The 17,950-nt window shown below is 73.3% G+C and carries 15 protein-coding genes and 1 tRNA gene; 6 read left to right on the top strand and 10 right to left on the bottom strand.

Annotated elements, in window-relative coordinates:
* Nucleotides 1–55 precede the first annotated feature (55 nt).
* Nucleotides 56–838 (top strand): response regulator transcription factor, encoded by a 783-nt coding sequence (locus AC27L3_RS22530; RefSeq protein WP_487235856.1) that lies wholly within the window; start codon nt 56–58, stop codon nt 836–838.
* Here AC27L3_RS22530 and AC27L3_RS22525 read toward each other — a convergent pair.
* A complete protein-coding gene (locus AC27L3_RS22525) occupies nt 797–1,294 on the bottom strand; it encodes a MarR family winged helix-turn-helix transcriptional regulator (RefSeq protein WP_487235855.1) in 498 nt (165 codons plus the stop codon). The genes AC27L3_RS22530 and AC27L3_RS22525 overlap by 42 nt on opposite strands.
* Before the next feature lie 72 nt (nt 1,295–1,366).
* Between AC27L3_RS22525 and AC27L3_RS22520 the strand changes: the two genes are divergently transcribed.
* Entirely contained in the window at nt 1,367–2,179 is an 813-nt protein-coding gene (locus AC27L3_RS22520) for a trans-aconitate 2-methyltransferase (protein WP_487235854.1), read from the top strand.
* A gap of 4 nt (nt 2,180–2,183) precedes the next feature.
* Here the strand turns inward: AC27L3_RS22520 and AC27L3_RS22515 are convergent, their stop codons facing one another.
* Both AC27L3_RS22515 and AC27L3_RS22510 read right to left on the bottom strand, forming a co-directional pair.
* Nucleotides 2,184–2,879 (bottom strand): TetR family transcriptional regulator, encoded by a 696-nt coding sequence (locus tag AC27L3_RS22515; protein ID WP_365966019.1) that lies wholly within the window; start codon nt 2,877–2,879, stop codon nt 2,184–2,186.
* The gene (locus AC27L3_RS22510) at nt 2,876–3,877 is read right to left on the bottom strand and encodes an acyl-CoA desaturase (RefSeq protein ID WP_487235853.1); all 1,002 of its coding nucleotides are present in this window, start codon (nt 3,875–3,877) and stop codon (nt 2,876–2,878) included. The genes AC27L3_RS22515 and AC27L3_RS22510 overlap by 4 nt, the downstream gene beginning before the upstream one ends.
* Nucleotides 3,878–4,084: 207 nt before the next feature.
* Here AC27L3_RS22510 and ppc point away from each other — a divergent pair, with 207 nt between their 5' ends.
* A complete protein-coding gene (ppc, locus tag AC27L3_RS22505) occupies nt 4,085–6,817 on the top strand; it encodes a phosphoenolpyruvate carboxylase (RefSeq protein WP_487235852.1) in 2,733 nt (910 codons plus the stop codon).
* 56 nt (nt 6,818–6,873) lie between these two features.
* Here the strand turns inward: ppc and pth are convergent, their stop codons facing one another.
* The 5 genes from pth to AC27L3_RS22480 form a co-directional block, all read right to left on the bottom strand.
* Nucleotides 6,874–7,464 (bottom strand): aminoacyl-tRNA hydrolase, encoded by a 591-nt coding sequence (gene pth, locus AC27L3_RS22500; protein WP_487235868.1) that lies wholly within the window; start codon nt 7,462–7,464, stop codon nt 6,874–6,876.
* 91 nt (nt 7,465–7,555) lie between these two features.
* A complete protein-coding gene (locus AC27L3_RS22495; protein WP_487235851.1) occupies nt 7,556–8,128 on the bottom strand; it encodes a 50S ribosomal protein L25/general stress protein Ctc in 573 nt (190 codons plus the stop codon).
* Between the two features lie 186 nt (nt 8,129–8,314).
* Nucleotides 8,315–9,292 carry a ribose-phosphate diphosphokinase gene (locus AC27L3_RS22490; protein ID WP_190132144.1) on the bottom strand — a complete coding sequence of 326 codons (978 nt, stop codon included), beginning with the start codon at nt 9,290–9,292 and terminating at the stop codon, nt 8,315–8,317.
* 73 nt (nt 9,293–9,365) lie between these two features.
* Nucleotides 9,366–10,820, bottom strand: a complete 1,455-nt coding sequence (glmU, locus tag AC27L3_RS22485) for a bifunctional UDP-N-acetylglucosamine diphosphorylase/glucosamine-1-phosphate N-acetyltransferase GlmU (RefSeq protein ID WP_487235850.1) — start codon at nt 10,818–10,820, stop codon at nt 9,366–9,368.
* Between the two features lie 117 nt (nt 10,821–10,937).
* Nucleotides 10,938–11,009, bottom strand: a tRNA-Gln gene (locus tag AC27L3_RS22480).
* Between the two features lie 165 nt (nt 11,010–11,174).
* On the opposite strand from AC27L3_RS22480, the gene AC27L3_RS22475 reads away from it, so the two are divergent.
* On the top strand, nt 11,175–12,527 hold the full coding sequence (locus tag AC27L3_RS22475; protein ID WP_487235849.1) for a sensor histidine kinase: 1,353 nt from the start codon (nt 11,175–11,177) through the stop codon (nt 12,525–12,527).
* Between the two features lie 33 nt (nt 12,528–12,560).
* Here the strand turns inward: AC27L3_RS22475 and AC27L3_RS22470 are convergent, their stop codons facing one another.
* Both AC27L3_RS22470 and AC27L3_RS22465 read right to left on the bottom strand, forming a co-directional pair.
* Nucleotides 12,561–13,064 carry an SUKH-3 domain-containing protein gene (locus AC27L3_RS22470; protein ID WP_487235848.1) on the bottom strand — a complete coding sequence of 168 codons (504 nt, stop codon included), beginning with the start codon at nt 13,062–13,064 and terminating at the stop codon, nt 12,561–12,563.
* A gap of 10 nt (nt 13,065–13,074) precedes the next feature.
* Nucleotides 13,075–13,605 (bottom strand): YwqJ-related putative deaminase, encoded by a 531-nt coding sequence (locus AC27L3_RS22465; protein WP_365966011.1) that lies wholly within the window; start codon nt 13,603–13,605, stop codon nt 13,075–13,077.
* 221 nt (nt 13,606–13,826) lie between these two features.
* Here AC27L3_RS22465 and AC27L3_RS22460 point away from each other — a divergent pair, with 221 nt between their 5' ends.
* Nucleotides 13,827–14,804, top strand: a complete 978-nt coding sequence (locus AC27L3_RS22460) for an SMI1/KNR4 family protein (protein ID WP_487235847.1) — start codon at nt 13,827–13,829, stop codon at nt 14,802–14,804.
* Between the two features lie 11 nt (nt 14,805–14,815).
* The gene (locus AC27L3_RS22455) at nt 14,816–17,926 is read left to right on the top strand and encodes an SUKH-4 family immunity protein (RefSeq protein ID WP_487235867.1); all 3,111 of its coding nucleotides are present in this window, start codon (nt 14,816–14,818) and stop codon (nt 17,924–17,926) included.
* Nucleotides 17,927–17,950: the final 24 nt, after the last annotated feature.

The following is a 17,950-nucleotide window of genomic DNA, read 5'->3' as shown; positions in this document are numbered from 1 at the left end:
CCCGCCCGGGCGCCGTACCCGCGCTGTGTTCGCCCACCAGGACATGGGGGTGGTTGTGGCACGTATTCGGGTATTGGTGGTCGACGACCACCGCATCTTCGCCGAGTCGCTCGCCGCCGCCCTCGCGGCGGAGCAGGACGTCGACGTCGCGGCGGCCGGCAGCGGGCCGGCGGCGCTGCGCGCGCTGGAGCGCGCGGCAGGTGAAGGGCGGCGCTTCGACGTGCTGCTGATCGACGCCGACCTCGGCGCGGCGGCGGGCGGGGAGGTGGCGCACGTACCGGCCCAGCCCCGGGGTCCCGGCGGGGACGGCGCCGACAGTGCGGTCGACGGGATCTCGCTGGTCGGCAGGGTGCGCACGGGCCATCCGGGAGTGCGCACGGTGGTGCTGGCCGAGCGGGACGACCCGCGCCGGGCCGCGGCCGCGCTGCAGGCGGGCGCCGGCGGCTGGGTGGCCAAGGACTGTTCGCTCTCCCGCCTGCTCGCGGTGATACGAGGGGTGCTGCGCGACGAGACGCATCTGCCGCCGGCCCTCCTGACGGGCGTGCTGCGCGAGCTGACGGCCGCGCGCAAGCACCGCACGGAGAGCGAGCGGCTGGTGGAGTCGCTCACGCCGCGCGAACGGGAGGTGCTGCGCTGCATGGTGGCGGGGCTGGGCCGCAAGGCCGTCGCCGAGCGGCTGTACCTCTCCCCGCACACGGTCCGCACCCATATGCAAAACGTGCTGGGCAAGCTGGGCGTGCACTCCACGCTGGCGGCCGTGGCGCTGGCCCGGCGGGCCGGGGTCGGCCCGGTGGACCTAACCGGGGACGTTGTCGAACGGGGCGGTCAACTGGCGTAGCAGCCCGGCCAGTTCGGTGCGCCGGGCGGGGGAGAGCTCGACGAGGATGGCCCGCTCCTGGGCGAGCAGGCCGGCCAGCGCCTGGTCGGCCCGGTCCCGCCCCTCGTCGGTCAGCCGGACGAGCACGCCGCGCCGGTCGCTCGGGTCGGGCTCCCGCCGGACCAGGCCCTTCTTGGCGAGCCGGTCGATGCGGTTGGTCATGGTGCCGGAGGTGACCAGGGTCTGGGTGAGCAGCTGGCCCGGCGAGAGCTGGTACGGCGAGCCGGCGCGGCGCAGCGCGGTGAGCACGTCGAACTCCCAGGGTTCGAGCTCGTGCTCGGCGAAGGCGGTGCGCCGGGCCCGGTCGAGATGCCGGGCGAGCCGGGAGACCCGGCTGAGCACTTCCAGTGGTTCCACGTCGAGATCGGGGCGCTCTCGGCGCCACGCCGCGACCAGCCGATCGACCTCGTCCTCCATGTGATTAGTGTAGTTGGTCTGTCGACATGAAGTCTCTTGACATCAAGATAAGTGGGCGCGGATCCTGAGGGCATGCCCCCAGTAGCCACACCCTCCTGGGACCCCGGCCAATACTTGCGCCACAGCGGCCCCCGCACGCGCCCCTTCCACGACCTGCTCGCCCGCATCCCCGAGCTGCCCGGGCAGGACCGGCGGCCCGCCCGCATCGCCGACCTCGGCTGCGGCACCGGCAATGTCACCGCCCTGCTCACCGCACGCTGGCCCGACGCCGACGTCCTGGGCCTCGACAACTCCCCCGAGATGCTCGCCGAGGCCCGCGCCCACGCCGGCGACCGCATCACCTTCGCCCACGCGGACATCGCCACGTGGCAGCCGGAGGGGCCCTACGACCTCATCGTCTCCAACGCGGCCCTGCAGTGGGTGCCGGACCACGCGGCCGCCTTCCCGGCCTGGCTCGCCGCCCTCGCCCCCGGCGGCACCCTCGCCTTCCAGGTCCCCGGCAACGGCGACGCCCCCAGCCACGCCCTGCTGCGCGAGCTGTGCGCCTCCCCGCGCTGGCACGACCGCCTCGGCGAGGCGGGCCGCCGCCGCGTGGACGTCCTGCAGCCGCAGGAGTACCTCGATCGGCTGACCCGGCTCGGCTGCGCGGTGGACGCCTGGGAGACGACGTACGTCCACGTCCTGCAGGGCGAGGACCCCGTCCTCGACTGGATCCGCGGCACGGGCCTGCGCCCGGCCCTGACGGCCCTCGCGGACGACGAGGAGGCGACGGACGCCTTCCTTGCCGAGTACGCGGCACGGCTGCGCGAGGCGTACCCGAGGCGCCCGTACGGCACGCCGTTCCCGTTCCGGCGGGTGTTCGTGGTGGCGCGCAAGCCGGGCTGAGCGCTCAGCTCTTGCGGTGGCCCACCAGGCGGGGCTTGGGCTCCAGGCCGTCCAGGCCGTGCCAGGCCAGGTTCACCAGATGGGCGGCCACCTCGGCCTTCTTCGGCTTGCGCACGTCCAGCCACCACTGGCCGGTCAGGGCCACCATGCCCACCAGGGCCTGGGCGTAGAGGGGGGCGAGCTTGGCGTCGAAGCCGCGGGCCTTGAACTCCAGGCCCAGGATGTCCTCCACCTGGGTGGCGATGTCGCTGATCAGCGAGGCGAAGGTGCCCGTCGACTGGGCGACCGGCGAGTCCCGCACCAGGATGCGGAAACCGTCGGTGTACTTCTCGATGTAGTCCAAAAGGGCGAACGCCGCCTGCTCCAGGAGCTCGCGGGGGTGGCCCGCGGTCAGGGCGCCGGTGACCATGTCGAGCAGCTGGCGCATCTCGCGGTCGACCACCACCGCGTACAGCCCTTCCTTGCCGCCGAAGTGCTCGTAGACCACCGGCTTGGAGACCCCGGCCTTCGCCGCGATCTCCTCCACCGACGTGCCCTCGAACCCCCGCTCGGCGAAGAGCGCGCGACCGATGTCCAGGAGCTGCTCGCGGCGCTCCGCGCCGGTCATCCGCACCCGGCGGGGGCGCGGACGCCGGCTCCCGGAGGGGGCGGGCAGGTCCTTGTCGCTGGTATTGCTGTCGATCGCCACGCCGTCAATCATGCCGCGTGTGCGGCACTTCCCTCCCCGCCCGTCTCCTGGGGCCGCCGCTTGGCGGCGATCCGGCCCGCGTCCGGCCAGCGCACGTCGTACGCCCAGCCCGCCTGCTCGCACCAGCGGATGAGGCGGGCGCTGGAGTCCAGCTGGCCCCGCAGCACGCCGTGCCGGGCGGAGGTGGGGTCGGCGTGGTGCAGGTTGTGCCAGGACTCGCCGCAGGACAGGACGGCCAGCCACCACACGTTGCCGGAGCGGTCGCGTGACTTGAACGGGCGCTTGCCGACCGCGTGGCAGATCGAGTTGATCGACCAGGTCACGTGGTGCAGCAGTGCCACCCGCACCAGCGAGCCCCAGAAGAAGGCCGTCACCGCGCCCTGCCAGGACCAGGTGGCCAGGCCGCCCACCAGCGGCGGGATCAGCAGCGAGACCGTCGTCCACAGCACGAACTGCCGCGAGACCGCGCGGATGGCCGGGTCCTTGATCAGGTCCGGGGCGTACTTCTGCTGCGGCGTCTGCTCGGAGTCGAACATCCATCCGACATGGGCCCACCACAGGCCCTTCAGCAGGGCCGGCACGCTCTCGCCGTAGCGCCACGGGGAGTGCGGGTCGCCCTCGCCGTCGGAGAACTTGTGGTGCTTGCGGTGGTCGGCCACCCAGCGCACCAGCGGCCCCTCGACCGCCATCGAACCCATGATCGCCAACGTGATCCGCAGGGGCCGCTTGGCCTTGAACGCGCCGTGCGTGAAGTAGCGGTGGTAGCCGATGGTGATGCCGTGGCAACCGATGAAGTACATGGCCGTCATCAGGCCGAGATCCAGCCAGCTCACGCCCCAGCCCCAGGCGAGCGGGACCGCGGCGAGCAGGGCGAGAAACGGAACGACGATGAACATCAGCAGAGTGATCTGCTCGATCGACCGGCGTTGCTCCCCTCCGAGAGTGGCGGAGGGAAGGGGGGTCTCCAGGGCCTTCGGCGCGTTTTCGATCACGTCGGGGCTTGCAGTCATGGGTTCCCTCATGGGGGTCGGGGCTTGGCTACGGTCTCGTGGCTACGGTTCCGTAACCTACGGCTTCGTAAGTATGGCAGGGCTCGGCCCCCGGGCAAGAGGCCGCGGCCGACCGCGCGTCGCCCGGCGACCTATGCTGGGGGCGTCGGACAGCGCGGTCCGCCACCCCTCCAGACGTGCTCGGAAACATCGCAAGGAGCCGCACCTGTGAGCAGTGCCGACAACACCAACGCCGCCCTGCGCGCCGACATCCGCCGTCTCGGCGACCTCCTCGGCGAGACCCTGGTCCGCCAGGAGGGTGAAGAGCTCCTCGACCTCGTCGAGCGCGTGCGCGCCCTGACCCGTACGGACGGCGAAGCCGCCGCCGAACTCCTCGGCAGCACCGACCCGCAGACCGCCGCCAAGCTGGTGCGGGCCTTCTCCACCTACTTCCACCTGGCCAACGTCACCGAGCAGGTGCACCGCGGCCGCGAACTGCGCGCCCGCCGCGCCGCCGAGGGCTCGATCCTCGCCCGCACCGCCGACCAGCTCAAGGACGCCGACCCCGAACACCTGCGGCAGACCGTCGAGCACCTCGGCGTACGCCCCGTCTTCACCGCCCACCCCACCGAGGCCGCCCGGCGCAGCGTCCTGAACAAGCTCCGCCGCATCGCCGAGCTCCTCGACGACCCCACCGCCACCACCCCCGGCGAGGGCGACCGGCGCCGCACCGACCTGCGGCTCGCCGAGAACATCGACCTGCTCTGGCAGACCGACGAGCTGCGCGTCTCCCGCCCCGAGCCCACCGACGAGGCCCGCAACGCCATCTACTACCTCGACGAGCTGCACGCCGACGCCGTCGGCGACGTCCTGGAGGACCTCCAGGCCGAGCTCGAGCGCGTCGGCGTCGACCTGCCCGCCACCACCCGCCCGCTGACCTTCGGCACCTGGATCGGCGGCGACCGCGACGGCAACCCCAACGTCACCCCCGACGTCACCTGGGACGTGCTGATACTGCAGCACGAGCACGGCATCACCGACGCCCTCGAACTCGTCGACGTGCTGCGCGGCGCCCTGTCCAACTCCATCCGCAACAGCGGCGCCACCGAGGAACTGCTCACCTCCCTCCAGCGCGACCTCGAACTGCTCCCCGAGATCAGCCCCCGCTACAAGCGGCTGAACGCCGAGGAGCCCTACCGCCTCAAGGCCACCTGCATCCGCCAGAAGCTGGTCAACACCCGCGAACGGCTCGCCAAGGGCACCCCCCACCAGGAGGGCCGCGACTACCTCGGCACCGGCGAACTCCTGGCCGACCTGCAGCTCATCCAGGACTCCCTGCGCGCCCACCGCGGCCGGCTCATCGCCGACGGGCGCCTGGAGCGGGCCCTGCGCACCCTCGCCGCCTTCGGCCTGCACCTGGCCACCATGGACGTGCGCGAACACGCCGACGCCCACCACCACGCCCTCGGCCAGCTCTTCGACCGGCTCGGCGAGGAGTCCTGGCGCTACGCCGACATGCCCCGCGACTACCGGGGCCGGCTGCTCGCCAAGGAACTGCGCTCCCGCCGCCCCCTGGCCCCCACCCCCGCACCGCTGGACGCGGCCGGCCAGAAGACCCTCGGCGTCTTCCACACCATCGGCGAGGCCCTGCAGACCTTCGGCCCCGAGGTCGTCGAGTCGTACATCATCTCCATGTGCCAGGGCGCGGACGACGTCTTCGCCGCCGCCGTCCTCGCCCGCGAGGCCGGCCTGATCGACCTGCACGCCGGCTGGGCGAAGATCGGCATCGTGCCGCTGCTGGAGACCACGGACGAGCTGCGCGAGGCCGACCGGATCCTCGACGAGATGCTCGCCGATCCCTCCTACCGGCGCCTGGTCGCCCTGCGGGGCGACGTGCAGGAGGTCATGCTCGGCTACTCCGACTCCTCGAAGTTCGGCGGCATCACCACCTCGCAGTGGGAGATCCACCGGGCCCAGCGCCGCCTGCGCGACGTCGCCCACCGCTACGGGGTGCGGCTGCGGCTCTTCCACGGCCGCGGCGGCACCGTCGGCCGCGGCGGCGGCCCCACCCACGACGCGATCCTCGCCCAGCCGTGGGGCACCCTGGAGGGCGAGATCAAGGTGACCGAGCAGGGCGAGGTCATCTCCGACAAGTACTTGATCCCCTCCCTCGCCCGGGAGAACCTCGAACTGACCGTCGCCGCCACCCTGCAGGCATCCGCCCTGCACACCGCCCCCCGGCAGTCGGACGAGGCACTCGCCCGCTGGGACGCGGCCATGGACACCGTCTCCGACGCCGCCCACGGTGCCTACCGACGCCTGGTCGAGGACCCCGACCTGCCCGCGTACTTCTTCGCCTCCACGCCGGTCGACCAGCTCGCCGAACTGCACCTGGGCTCCCGGCCCTCCCGCCGCCCCGACTCCGGCGCCGGCCTCGACGGCCTGCGCGCCATCCCGTGGGTGTTCGGCTGGACGCAGTCACGGCAGATCGTGCCCGGCTGGTTCGGCGTCGGCTCCGGCCTGCGCGCCGCCCGCGAGGCCGGCCTGGACTCCGTCCTCGCCGAGATGCACGAGCGCTGGCACTTCTTCCGCAACTTCCTCTCCAACGTCGAGATGACGCTGGCCAAGACGGACCTGCGCATCGCGCAGCACTACGTCGACACGCTGGTCCCGGAGGAACTGCGGCACGTCTTCGACGTGATCAAGGCGGAGCACGCGCTGACGGTCCAGGAAGTCCTGCGGATCACCGGCGAGGAGGAGCTGCTGGCCGCCAGCCCCGTCCTGCGCCAGACGTTCCGCGTCCGCGACGCCTACCTCGACCCGATCTCGTACCTGCAGGTGACGCTGCTGCACCGGCAGCGCGAGGCGGCGGCCCGGGGCGAAGCCCCGGACTCCGTGGTCTCGCGCGCCCTGCTCCTGACCGTGAACGGCATCGCGGCCGGCCTGCGCAACACGGGCTGAGGCCGCGGGAGGGCGGGGCCGTGCGGGGCTGTCCCCGGCCCCGCCCTTTCTCCGTTTCAGCCGTTGTACGTGCTCTGGGCGCGCTCCAGGCCGTCCAGCACGAGGGACTCGACCGCATCCGCCGCGCGGTCGACCTCGTAGTCCAGATCCTTGCGCTCCGTGGAGGAGAAGTCCTTCAGGACGAAGTCCGCCACCTGCATGCGCCCCGGCGGGCGGCCGATGCCGAAGCGGACGCGGCAGTAGTCCGGGCCCAGCGACTTCGTGATCGACTTCAGGCCGTTGTGGCCGTTGTCGCCGCCGCCCACCTTCAGCCGCAGCACCCCGTAGTCGATGTCCAGCTCGTCGTGGACGACGACGATCCGCTCGACCGGCACCTTGTAGAAGTCGCGCAGGGCGGTCGTCGGGCCGCCCGACAGATTCATGAACGACATCGGCTTGGCGACCACGACCCGCTGCGACGCCGGGCCCGGCGGGCCGATCCGGCCCTCGACGACCTGGGCCCGCGCCTTGTGCGCCTTGAACTTTCCGCCCATCCGCTCCGCGAGCAGGTCGGCGACCATGAAGCCCACGTTGTGGCGGTTGCCCGCGTACTCGGGGCCCGGGTTGCCCAGGCCCACGATCAGCCAGGGGCTGGAGCCGTCCGTCATCTGCATGTCTCCTTCATACGCCGACCGCCGTCCCGCTTCCTCTTCGAAAGCGGGACGGCGGTGGGGCGGAAAAGAACTACCGGGGCCTGGATCAGGCCTCGGCGCCCTCGGCCTCGACCGGGGCGACGTCACCGGCGACGACGTGCAGGACGACGGCGTCGGCGTCCACGGCCAGCGCGACACCGGCCGGCAGGACGACGTCCTTGGCCAGGACGGAGGCACCGGCCTCCAGGCCCGCGACGGAGACGGTGACGGACTCGGGGATGTGGGTGGCCTCGGCCTCGACCGGCAGGGCGGTCAGGGTGTGCTCCAGCAGGTTGCCGCCCGGGGCCAGCTCGCCCTCGGTGTGGACCGGAACCTCGACGGTGACGGTCTCGCCGCGCTTGACGACGAGCAGGTCGACGTGCTCCAGGAAGCCCTTGAGCGCGTCACGCTGGACCTGCTTGGGGATGACCAGCTCGTTGCGGCCCTCGATGTCCAGGGACAGCAGGACGTTCGGGGTCTTGAGCGCCATCATCAGGTCGTGGCCCGGCAGGGACACGTGGACCGGCTCGGCACCGTGGCCGTAGACGACGGCCGGAACCTGGTGGGCGCGGCGGATGCGGCGGGCGGAGCCCTTGCCGAACTCGGTGCGGACGGCGGCGTTGAGCTTGACCTCGGCCATGGTGCACTCCTCGTGACAGATCTTGTGGTGGACGGGTTACCCGGCCCACGACAGGCCTGCTACGAAGAGCGCGTCGATAACGGACCGCCGCACATGAGTGCGGCCTCCCTCGCCGAGCAACTCGCAGAGTCTACCCGGCGGGGGAGGCCGCCCAGAAATCGATCAGTGCCCGATCGGCGGAACCGATCAGCCCAGCTCGTCGAAGAGGCTGGTCACGGAGCCGTCCTCGAACACCTCGCGCACCGCGCGCGCGATCGTCGGGGCGATCGACAGGACCGTGATCTTGTCGAGCTCCAGCTCGTTCGGCGTCGGCAGGGTGTTGGTGAAGACGAACTCGCTCACCTTGGAGTTCTTCAGACGGTCCGCGGCCGGACCGGAGAGCACACCGTGCGTGGCCGTCACGATGACGTCCGCGGCACCGTGCGCGAAGAGCGCGTCGGCGGCGGCGCAGATCGTGCCACCGGTGTCGATCATGTCGTCGACCAGGACGCACACGCGACCCTTGACGTCACCGACGACCTCGTGGACGGTCACCTGGTTGGCGACGTCCTTGTCGCGGCGCTTGTGCACGATCGCCAGCGGCGCGCCCAGACGGTCGCACCAGCGGTCGGCGACGCGCACGCGGCCGGCGTCGGGGGAGACCACGGTGAGCTTGTCGCGGTCGACCTTGGCACCCACGTAGTCCGCCAGGATCGGCAGCGCGAACAGGTGGTCCACCGGGCCGTCGAAGAAGCCCTGGATCTGGTCGGTGTGCAGGTCGACCGTCAGGATGCGGTCGGCACCGGCCGTCTTCATCAGGTCCGCGATCAGGCGGGCCGAGATGGGCTCGCGACCGCGGTGCTTCTTGTCCTGACGGGCGTAGCCGTAGAACGGCAGGATCACCGTGATGGAGCGGGCCGACGCGCGCTTGAGCGCGTCGATCATGATGAGCTGCTCCATGACCCACTTGTTGATGGGAGCCGTGTGGCTCTGCATCAGGAAGCAGTCGGCGCCGCGCGCGGACTCCTGGAAGCGGACGTAGATCTCACCGTTGGCGAAGTCGAAGGCCTTGGTCGGGACCAGGCCGACGCCCAGCTGGTGCGCGACCTCCTCGGCAAGCTCGGGGTGGGCGCGGCCGGAGAAGAGCATCAGCTTCTTCTCGCCGGTCGTCTTGATCCCGGTCACAGCACAGTCTCCTTGGATGTCGCTTTGTGTGCGCTTATCACGGTACGCCCCGCACGGCGTGCCGGTGTCACGGTCACTGCTCGCCCTCGCTGTCACGGCGAGCGGCCTCGGCGGCCTCGGCGGCCGCGCTTCCCGGGCGCTTGCGCGCCACCCAGCCCTCGATGTTGCGCTGCTGACCACGTGCGACGGCCAGCGAACCCGGGGGCACATCCTTGGTGATGACCGAGCCGGCGGCGGTGTACGCGCCGTCCCCGATCGTGACCGGAGCCACAAACATGTTGTCCGATCCGGTGCGGCAGTGGGAGCCGATCGTGGTGTGGTGCTTGCTCACACCGTCGTAGTTCACGAAGACGCTCGCCGCGCCGATGTTCGTGTACTCGCCGATCGTCGCGTCGCCCACGTACGACAGGTGCGGCACCTTCGTGCCCTCGCCGATCGTGGCGTTCTTCATCTCGACGTAGGCGCCGGCCTTCGACTTCGCACCCAGCTTCGTGCCCGGCCGCAGGTAGGCGTACGGGCCGACGTTCGCGCCCGCGCCGATCTCGGCGGAGTCGGCCACGGTGTTGTCCACCCGCGCGCCCTCGCCCACCGTGGTGTCGCTCAGCCGCGTGTTCGGACCCACCTCGGCGCCGGTGGCCACGTGCGTGGCGCCCAGCAGCTGCGTGCCCGGCTGCACCAGCGAGTCCGGCTCGAAGGTCACGGTGACGTCCACCCACGTGGTCGCCGGGTCCACCACCGTCACGCCGCTCATCATCGCCGCGTGCAGCAGCCGCTCGTTCAGCAGGCGACGGGCCTCGGCGAGCTGGACGCGGTTGTTGATCCCCAGGATCTCCCGGTGGTCGCCGGCCACGGCCGCACCCACCCGGTGCCCCGCCTCGCGCAGGATGCCCAGGACGTCCGTCAGGTACTCCTCGCCCTGGCTGTTGTCCGTCCGCACCTTGCCCAGGGCGTCCGCCAGCAGCTTCGCGTCGAACGCGAACACACCCGAGTTGATCTCCCGGATCGCGCGCTGCGCGTCGGAGGCGTCCTTGTGCTCCACGATCGCCGTCACGGCGCCGCTGTCGTCACGGACGATGCGGCCGTACCCCGTGGAGTCCGGCACCTCGGCCGTCAGCACGGTCACCGCATTGCCGTCGGCGGCGTGCGTGCTCGCCAGACGCTGCAGCGTCTCCCCCGTCAGCAGGGGGGTGTCGCCGCAGACCACGACCACGGTGCCGTCGAGCGCGATGTTGTTGCGCCCCAGCTCCTCCAGGCCCATGCGCACGGCGTGACCGGTGCCGTTCTGCTCGTACTGCACGGCGGTGCGCACACCGGGGTCGATCTCGGAAAGATGCGCGGAAACCTGCTCGCGGGCGTGCCCCACGATCACCACCAGGTGCTCCGGCTCCAGCTCACGGGCGGCGGCGACGACATGCCCGACGAGGGAGCGGCCGCAGATCGCGTGCAGGACCTTGGGGGTCGCGGACTTCATGCGGGTGCCCTCACCCGCTGCGAGGACGACGACGGCTGCCGGGCGGTTGGCGCTCACGGGTGTGCCCTTCGGCTTCGAGGGGGTGGACACCCGCAGGATACCGGGGCGTAAGAGAGGTGAAACGCGCAAGGGTCCTGACCTGGGCGGTCAGGACCCGTGAAGTGAAGTCCGCTGCTCCCCTGCCAGGACTCGAACCTGGAAAGACGGCACCAAAAACCGTAGTGTTGCCAATTACACCACAGGGGACCGTAAAAACGACCAAAACGGACAGGGTCCCGGAGGGGCCGTTCCGACTGATCGCTCGGCACCTCACACTATGCCGTACCGGCGGCCCTTGATGCGACGGTGCGTGCCGGCACACGTGTCGTGGACACGCGAAAACCGGTGGCACCCGCCCGTAGTCTGGGTGGTATGACCACAACGGGGGCAATAGTGGAAGAGGGCGCGCGGGGCGCGCCCTCGGGGCCTTGGTGGTGGGCGCGGCGGCGGGCCATGGCACTGGACGTGGTGCTGGCCCTGGCGTCCGCCCTGGAGTGCCTGCTGGAGGGCGTGGCCTTCGCGCACGAGCTGGGGCTGCCCGGAGCGGTGGGCGGCCTGATCGGCGTGCCCGCGGGGGCCTCGCTGGTGCTGCGGCGGCGGTGGCCCGTGGCCGTGGTGCTCGTGTCGATCGCGATCACACCCGCCGAGATGGGCTTCCTGATCAGCATCGTCGGCCTGTACACGCTCGCCGCCTCCGAGGTGGCGCGGCGGATCACCGTGGTGCTGGCGGCCGCGTCGTTCGCGGGCACGGTGATCGTGGCCTTGGCCCGCTTCCACCAGGACGTGGCGACCGACACCTACCACCCCGGCATGTGGCCGGCGGTCGCCTTCTCCACGATCATGGCGCTCGGCGTCACCGCACCGCCGCTGCTGCTCGGCCTGTACGTCGGCGCCCGACGGCGCCTGGTGGAGAGCCTGCGCGAGCGCGCCGACGGCCTGGAGCGGGAGCTGTCGCTGCTGGCCGAGCGGGCCGAGGAGCGGGCCGAGTGGGCCCGCAACGAGGAGCGCACCCGTATCGCCCGCGAGATGCACGACGTCGTCGCGCACCGGGTGTCGCTGATGGTGGTGCACTCCGCCGCGCTGCAGGCCGTCGCCCTGAAGGACCCCGAGAAGGCGTCGCGCAACGCGGCCCTCGTCGGCGACATGGGCCGGCAGGCGCTGACGGAGCTGCGCGAGATGCTGGGCGTGCTGCGCACGTCCTCGTCGGAGGCCGCCGCCCCGGCGCCCGCGCGGGCCGCGGCCGAGCCGGAGCGGCTGGCCGCCGTGGCCGCGGTGGCCTCCGGGCGGGTGCGCGGCGCGGCCGGCGAGGCCGCCGGGGACGCGGTGGACGGCGGGCCGTCGCTGGAGGGCCTGGAGCATCTGGTCGACCAGTCCCGGGAGGCCGGCATGGTCGTCGAACTGACGGTGCACGGCGACCGGCGTTCGTACGCCCCGCACGTCGAGCAGACGGCGTATCGCGTGGTGCAGGAGGCGCTGACCAACGTGCACAAGCACGCGCCCGGCGCGAAGGCCGTGGTGCGGCTGGCCCACCGGGGCGAGGAGGTGGCCCTGCAGGTGGAGAACGGCCCCTCCGACGGCGAGCAGCCGGGCGCCGGCCTGCCGAGCGGCGGCAACGGGCTGGTGGGCATGCGCGAGCGGGTCACCGCGCTCGGGGGCGTGTTCGTCTCCGGCCCGACGGACGCGGGCGGCTTCCGGGTCTCGGCGGTCATACCGGACGCGGCGTAGCGGCGGGAGCCGGGCCGCGTCCGGCGGTTCGCCCTACCCCCGCGCGGCCGACAGGCGGGAGGGGCGGGTGCCGGTGACGAGCGTGCCGATGGCGTGGTCGATGTCCGAGCCGAGGTACCAGTCGCCGGTGGCGTCCAGGCTGTAGACGCGGCCGTGCGCGTCGATCACGAGCACCGCCTGCCCGTCGAGCTCCTGCCCGAGCGGGCACACGTCCGCGCCCAGGGCCCGCCCCAGGTCGGCGACGGTACGGGCCAGGTGCAGGCCGTGCAGCGGGTCGATCTCGAAGGGCGTGGGGGCGATGTGCCGCCCGGCCCCCGGCGGTACCACCCGCAGCCCGCCGAACTCCGCCCACGCCTCCACCGCCGCCGGGAAGACGGTGTGCCGGTGCCCGGCGGGGGAGACGTGGGCGCGCAGGGTGTCGGCCCAGTTCTCGGCGGCCTTGATGTCCCAGCGGCCCGGCTGCCAGCCCGCCTCGCGCAGGGCGGCGTCGACGGCGACGGGGAAGCGGGTGGCGGCGGTGCGGTCGAATGCGCGCATGGTGTGGTGGTCAGTTCCTGCCGGTGGTCGGGGCGGCGGGGTCGACGGGGCGTACGCCGAAGTGGGCCAGCAGTTCGCCGCAGGAGCGGCACGGCGGGGCGTAGGCGCCGTGGCGGGGGTCGCCGTCCTCGCGGATGTGGCGGGCCGTCAGCTTGGCCTGCTTGAGCGCGCGCCGGGCCTCGCCGTGGGTGAGCGGTTTGCGGGCGGCGCGTTTGCTGCGGCCGGCCTCGTGGGCCGTCAGATAGCGGGTCAGCAGGACGGCCTCGGGGCAGCGGCCGGTGAAGCGCTCGCGCCGTTCGCTGGTCAGGGTGTCCAGGAAGTCCTGGACGAGGGGGTGGAGTCTGGGCGGTTGGTCCGCTTTGCCCGCGGTGCAGGTGAGGGTCTCCCCCCGCACGGACAGGGCGGCGGCGACAGCGGGCAGGATGCCGTCGCGGCGGCGCAGCAGGACCGGCGGACGGGCCGCGTCCTCGGAGGAACTCCAGGTCAGCCGGGGGTCGCCGGGCGCGGAGCCGTCGGTGTGGCGTTCCTGAGTCGTGTGCATGGCGGTTCTTCCCTCCCGTGCAATCCCCCTGTTGCGGGGATCAGCCTGCCAAATGGGATGCCGGGTGTGGAAGGCAGGTCGGTGTTGCGTGGGGCGCGTGTTCCAGATGATCACTGTGAGGCCGGAACGTACGCAGTCGCAAGCGGCCGCCGCCGTCCTCCTTGCGGCACCGCATAGGCTGTCGGGCACGTAGGAGACACAGTCAGCAGGGGGCTTCCGCCATGACGACAGGCCGGCTCGGGCAACAGACCGCGCCACCGAACGCGGCCTACGCCGGACAGGTCGTGCACTTCCCCGACCCGGTCCGGCGCAGCCGCCACCCCAAGGGCGTGCACGTCGACGACGACGGCTACCCCGACTTCTCGCCGTACGCCCGCGCCGCCGCCGAGATCGCCGAACCCCCCGAGGGCTTCGGCGTCGACGAACTGCGGCTGACCGACTACGTCTCGGCCAACGCCGCCCTGCACGCCGCCGGCCACGAACTGTGGGCCAGCCTCTCGCCCGTCGCCACCCCGCACGGCTGGACCTGGCACCACGTCCCGCGCACCCGGCGGCTCGAACTCGTACCCGTCGAGGTCAAGGCCCTGCTGCGGCACCACGCCGGACTCGCCACCGCCGCCGTCGACCAGGGCAAGCGCGGCACCCGGCCCCTGCAGGAGACCCGGCCCGTCCACTTCGCCCTGCCGCAGCGCGACCTCGCCGTGACGGAGGAACAGGTCCAGGGCGTCGAGGAAGACCTCGGCTACCGCCTGCCCGGCGCCTACCGCGCCTTCCTCAAGGCCGCCGGCGGCTGCGCCCCCGTCGGCGCCGCCCTCGACGCCGAACTCGGCCTTCTCGTCGACCAGCCCTTCTTCACCGTGCGCGAAGAAGCCGCGGTCAACGACCTCGTCTACATCAACAAGTGCCTGCGCGACCACTTCACCAAGGACTACCTCGGCGTCGCCTTCGTCCAAGGCGGCGTCCTCGCCGTCAAGGTCAGGGGCGAAGCCGTCGGCTCCGTGTGGTTCTGCGCCTACGACGACGCGCGCGACCGCGACGGCTGGAGCGTGGGGGAACGCGTCGAGCACCTCATGCTCCCCTGCGGCGAGGACTTCGACGACTTCCTGTCCCGGCTCGCAGGCGGCCCGCCCGAGCTGGAGACGGTGGCCAACCTGATGGTCGACGGCGGCTTCGCGTACGCCGTACCGGTGGAGGGATGAGCGGCGCAATGGTGACGTTCGCGCAGGCACAGGAGCGCGGAGAGCGCTGGGTCAACGGCGACGTGCCCGCCTACCTGCAACGCGAGGTGCGGGTCCGCGAATTCGACCTCGGCTTCGTGGTGTGGGCCGAGGACCGCGACGACGGCCCCACCGGCGGCGGCGCCCGCCACCGGCTCGTCATCGCCCGCGACAGCGGCGAGACCACGCTGTGGCCCGGCCTGCCGGTCGGCGAGGTCATCCGCCGCTACGAGGAGGAATACGGCACCCCGGAACCGGAAGCGGCCCCCGCCGCCGCGGAGGCGCCGCCGCGCCGCGTGGACCTGGAGGCGACGTCCTTCCTGCTGAGCCCACCGCAGTGGCTGCAGGACGCGGCGGACGCCATGGGCATCCCGGACCGCCGCACGCCCCCGGAGGGGGCGACGGACGAGGGGGCGCCTCCGGCGCCGTCGCTGGAGAAGGCTGCGGCCCCGGCGCCTCCGGCGCCCCCGGCGCCTCCCGCGGCGGAGGAGGCGGTTGCGCCGTCGCCGTCGCCGTCGCTGGCGAAGGCCGACGCGGCGGGCCCGGAGGCTCCGGAGGAGGAGCCCGCCGGGACCGACAGCGGTACGGACGACGACGCGGTCGCGCAGGCGTGGGCCGGGACGGACGTCCGCGCGGACGACGAGGCGGACGACGACCGCTCGGTCGGCCTGCCCGCCACGGTGCTGGCGCCGGCCCTGTCGGGCTCGGACGCCGACGACACCCCGCCGCCGGGCGTCCGCCCGGACGCGAAGACGGCGCTGATGCCGCGCGGCAGTGCGCTTCCCCCGACGGCGATCGCCCCGTCCCTGGAGTCCCTCGACGCGTCCCGCACGCCCGGCCCCGGGCCTGTTCCGGCCGCCCCGAGCGTCCCCCCGGCGCCTCCCGGCGCCCCGGGTGCCGCGCACCCCCAGGGCCCCGGCACCCCGGGTACCCCCGGCGGGCCGGCTGCGCCCGGTGGGCTTCCGACTTCCGGCGTTCCGGGTGCCCCGGGTGGGCTCGGCGTTCCTCCGGCTCCCGGTGCCCCGGGCGCGTCCGGCGGGCCGCAGGCCGCCGGAACCCCGGGTGCCCCCGGTGCCTCGGCTGTGCCGGGCGTTCCCCATGCTCCGGCTGCGCCCGGTGCCCCGGGCGGGCCTGGCGTTCCGGGTGCCCCGAACGTTCCGGGCGCCTCGCCCAGCCTCGGTGCCCCGGGTGCGCCCGGCGCCCCGGGCCGGCACGGGGCCGCCGCTCACCCGCAGGGCCCCGGCGCCCCGGGTGGGCCCGGTGTTCCCTCGGTGCCAGGTGCTCCGGGTGCGCCCGGCGGGCCGCAGGCCGCCGGAACCCCGGGTGCCCCCGGTGCATCGGCTGCGCCTGGCGTTCCCAATACTCCCGGTGCTCCCGGTGCTCCCGGTGCTCCCGGTGCTCCCGGCGCCCCCGGCGGTCCGGGTGCTCCCGGTGGGCCGGGCACCCCGGGTGCCCCTGTTCCGGGTGCGCCGGGCGTTCCCCCGGCTCCCGGTGGCCTCGGTGGCGGGCAGCTGCAGGGTTCCGGCGCCCCGGGTGCCCCCGGCGTCCCCCCGGCCCCTAGTGCCCCGGGTACACCCGGTGCGCTTCACGCTCCTGGCGTCCCGGGTGCCCCCGGTGCTCCGGGTAACCCGGGTGCCTCCGCGGCACCCGGCGTCCCGGGTGGCCCGGGTGCCCCCGGCGCCCCGGCAGCGCCCGGTGTTCCGGCCGCTCCCGGTGCGCCCGGGGCCGGGCCGTCGCAGGGTGCCGGTGCGCCGGGGGCGCCCGGTGGGGTGCATGCCGCCGCCACGATGCTGGCCAGCCCCGGTGGTCCGGGGGCCCCGCAGCCCCCGCAGGCCCCCGGTGCCGTCCAGGCGCCGCACGGGCCCGGTGCGCCGGAGGCGCCCGGTGGGGTGCATGCCGCCGCCACCATGCTGGCCGGCCCCGCCGGGCCCGGTGCGCCTCAGCCCCCGCGGGCTCCCGGTGCGCCCGGCGCTGCCCAGGCGCCGCAGGCTCCGCACGGGCCCGGTGCGCCGCAGGCGCCCGGTGGGGTGCATGCCGCCGCCACCATGCTCGCCGGCCCCGCCGGCCCCGCCGGCCCCGGTGCCCCGTCGGCGCCGCAGGCGCCGTCGGCGCCTGGTGTGCCCACCGTCGGGCCCGGGTACATGGCCGTGTTGCGTTATCGCGCGCAGGACGGGAAGGAGCAGCAGCTCATCCGGCGCAGTGCCCCCGGCACCCCGCATCCCGAGTGGCAGATCCTGCACGAGTTGCGTGCCATGGGCGTACCCCCGCAGCAGGTGCTGGAGCTGCACACCGAGTTGGAGTCGTGCGATCTGCCCGGTGGCTACTGTGCGCGGATGATCCGCGAGACGTGGCCGCAGGTGCGGATCAGTCACACCGCTCCGTACGGGCGGGATCACGCCACCCGGCAGCAGGGTGTGCGCCACCTCGTCGCCCATCAGGGCGAGCTGCATCAGGTCGCCGACGGTCCGGCGCGTCCCGCGCCGAATCCGGTGCCGTTGCCGCCTCCCGGGCAGGTGCCGGTGGCGCCGCCGGTGGGGCAGGACGTGATCGGCCGTGAGCTGGCGGAGGCGTTCGGTCCGCAGGGTGTGTTCCGTTTCGATCAGCGTGCGGTCTCGCGGCAGGGTGTGCCGGAGCTGGTGGCGCAGACGCTGGTGTGGGCGGGGCTGCCGGTGGATTTCGGGCCGTTCTTCTGGGCGCAGGCCCAGCCGGGTCGTCCGGTGCCGACGTTGGCGGAGCTGGCGGCGGAGCGCGGTGTGCGTCCGGCGCCGGACGCCGGTTCGTATCTGGTGATGGGGACGGACTTCGGCCGCCAGTTGTGCGTCCAGTACGGCACGGCTCACATCGTGGCCGTGCCGCTGGAGGCGGGCCCGGACGGCGGCCCGGTGCCGCCGCAGTTCGTCAACACGAGTCTGCCTCAGTTCGTACGCTCTTTGGCGCTGCTCGGGAAGATGTGGCGCTGGCGCTACGGGCTGTCGCCGGAGCAGGCCGGGCGCTGGACCGTGGACTTTCAGCAGCAGCTGGCCTCGCTGGACCCGGCGGCCGTCGCGTCGCCGGAAAACTGGTGGGCGGTGCTGCTGGAGCAGATGTGGGACGGTCTCTTCTAGCGTCCGGTGCGGTGTACGCGGATG

The organism is Streptomyces sp. PKA51 (assembly GCF_057552455.1).
The sequence above is the reverse complement of the archived record's forward strand: the minus strand, read 5'-3'. Positions and strand labels throughout refer to the sequence as shown.

Excerpts from the sequence above, each read along its gene's own strand:
- AC27L3_RS22460 (WP_487235847.1), top strand. The coding sequence starts at position 13,827 with ATGACGACAGGCCGGCTCGGGCAACAGACCGCGCCACCGAACGCGGCC.
- pth (WP_487235868.1), bottom strand. The coding sequence starts at position 7,464 with ATGACGGACGGCTCCAGCCCCTGGCTGATCGTGGGCCTGGGCAACCCG.
- AC27L3_RS22470 (WP_487235848.1), bottom strand. The coding sequence starts at position 13,064 with ATGCGCGCATTCGACCGCACCGCCGCCACCCGCTTCCCCGTCGCCGTC.
- AC27L3_RS22525 (WP_487235855.1), bottom strand. The coding sequence starts at position 1,294 with ATGGAGGACGAGGTCGATCGGCTGGTCGCGGCGTGGCGCCGAGAGCGC.
- AC27L3_RS22475 (WP_487235849.1), top strand. The coding sequence starts at position 11,175 with ATGACCACAACGGGGGCAATAGTGGAAGAGGGCGCGCGGGGCGCGCCC.
- AC27L3_RS22495 (WP_487235851.1), bottom strand. The coding sequence starts at position 8,128 with ATGGCCGAGGTCAAGCTCAACGCCGCCGTCCGCACCGAGTTCGGCAAG.
- AC27L3_RS22520 (WP_487235854.1), top strand. The coding sequence starts at position 1,367 with ATGCCCCCAGTAGCCACACCCTCCTGGGACCCCGGCCAATACTTGCGC.
- AC27L3_RS22515 (WP_365966019.1), bottom strand. The coding sequence starts at position 2,879 with ATGATTGACGGCGTGGCGATCGACAGCAATACCAGCGACAAGGACCTG.
- AC27L3_RS22465 (WP_365966011.1), bottom strand. The coding sequence starts at position 13,605 with ATGCACACGACTCAGGAACGCCACACCGACGGCTCCGCGCCCGGCGAC.
- AC27L3_RS22510 (WP_487235853.1), bottom strand. The coding sequence starts at position 3,877 with ATGACTGCAAGCCCCGACGTGATCGAAAACGCGCCGAAGGCCCTGGAG.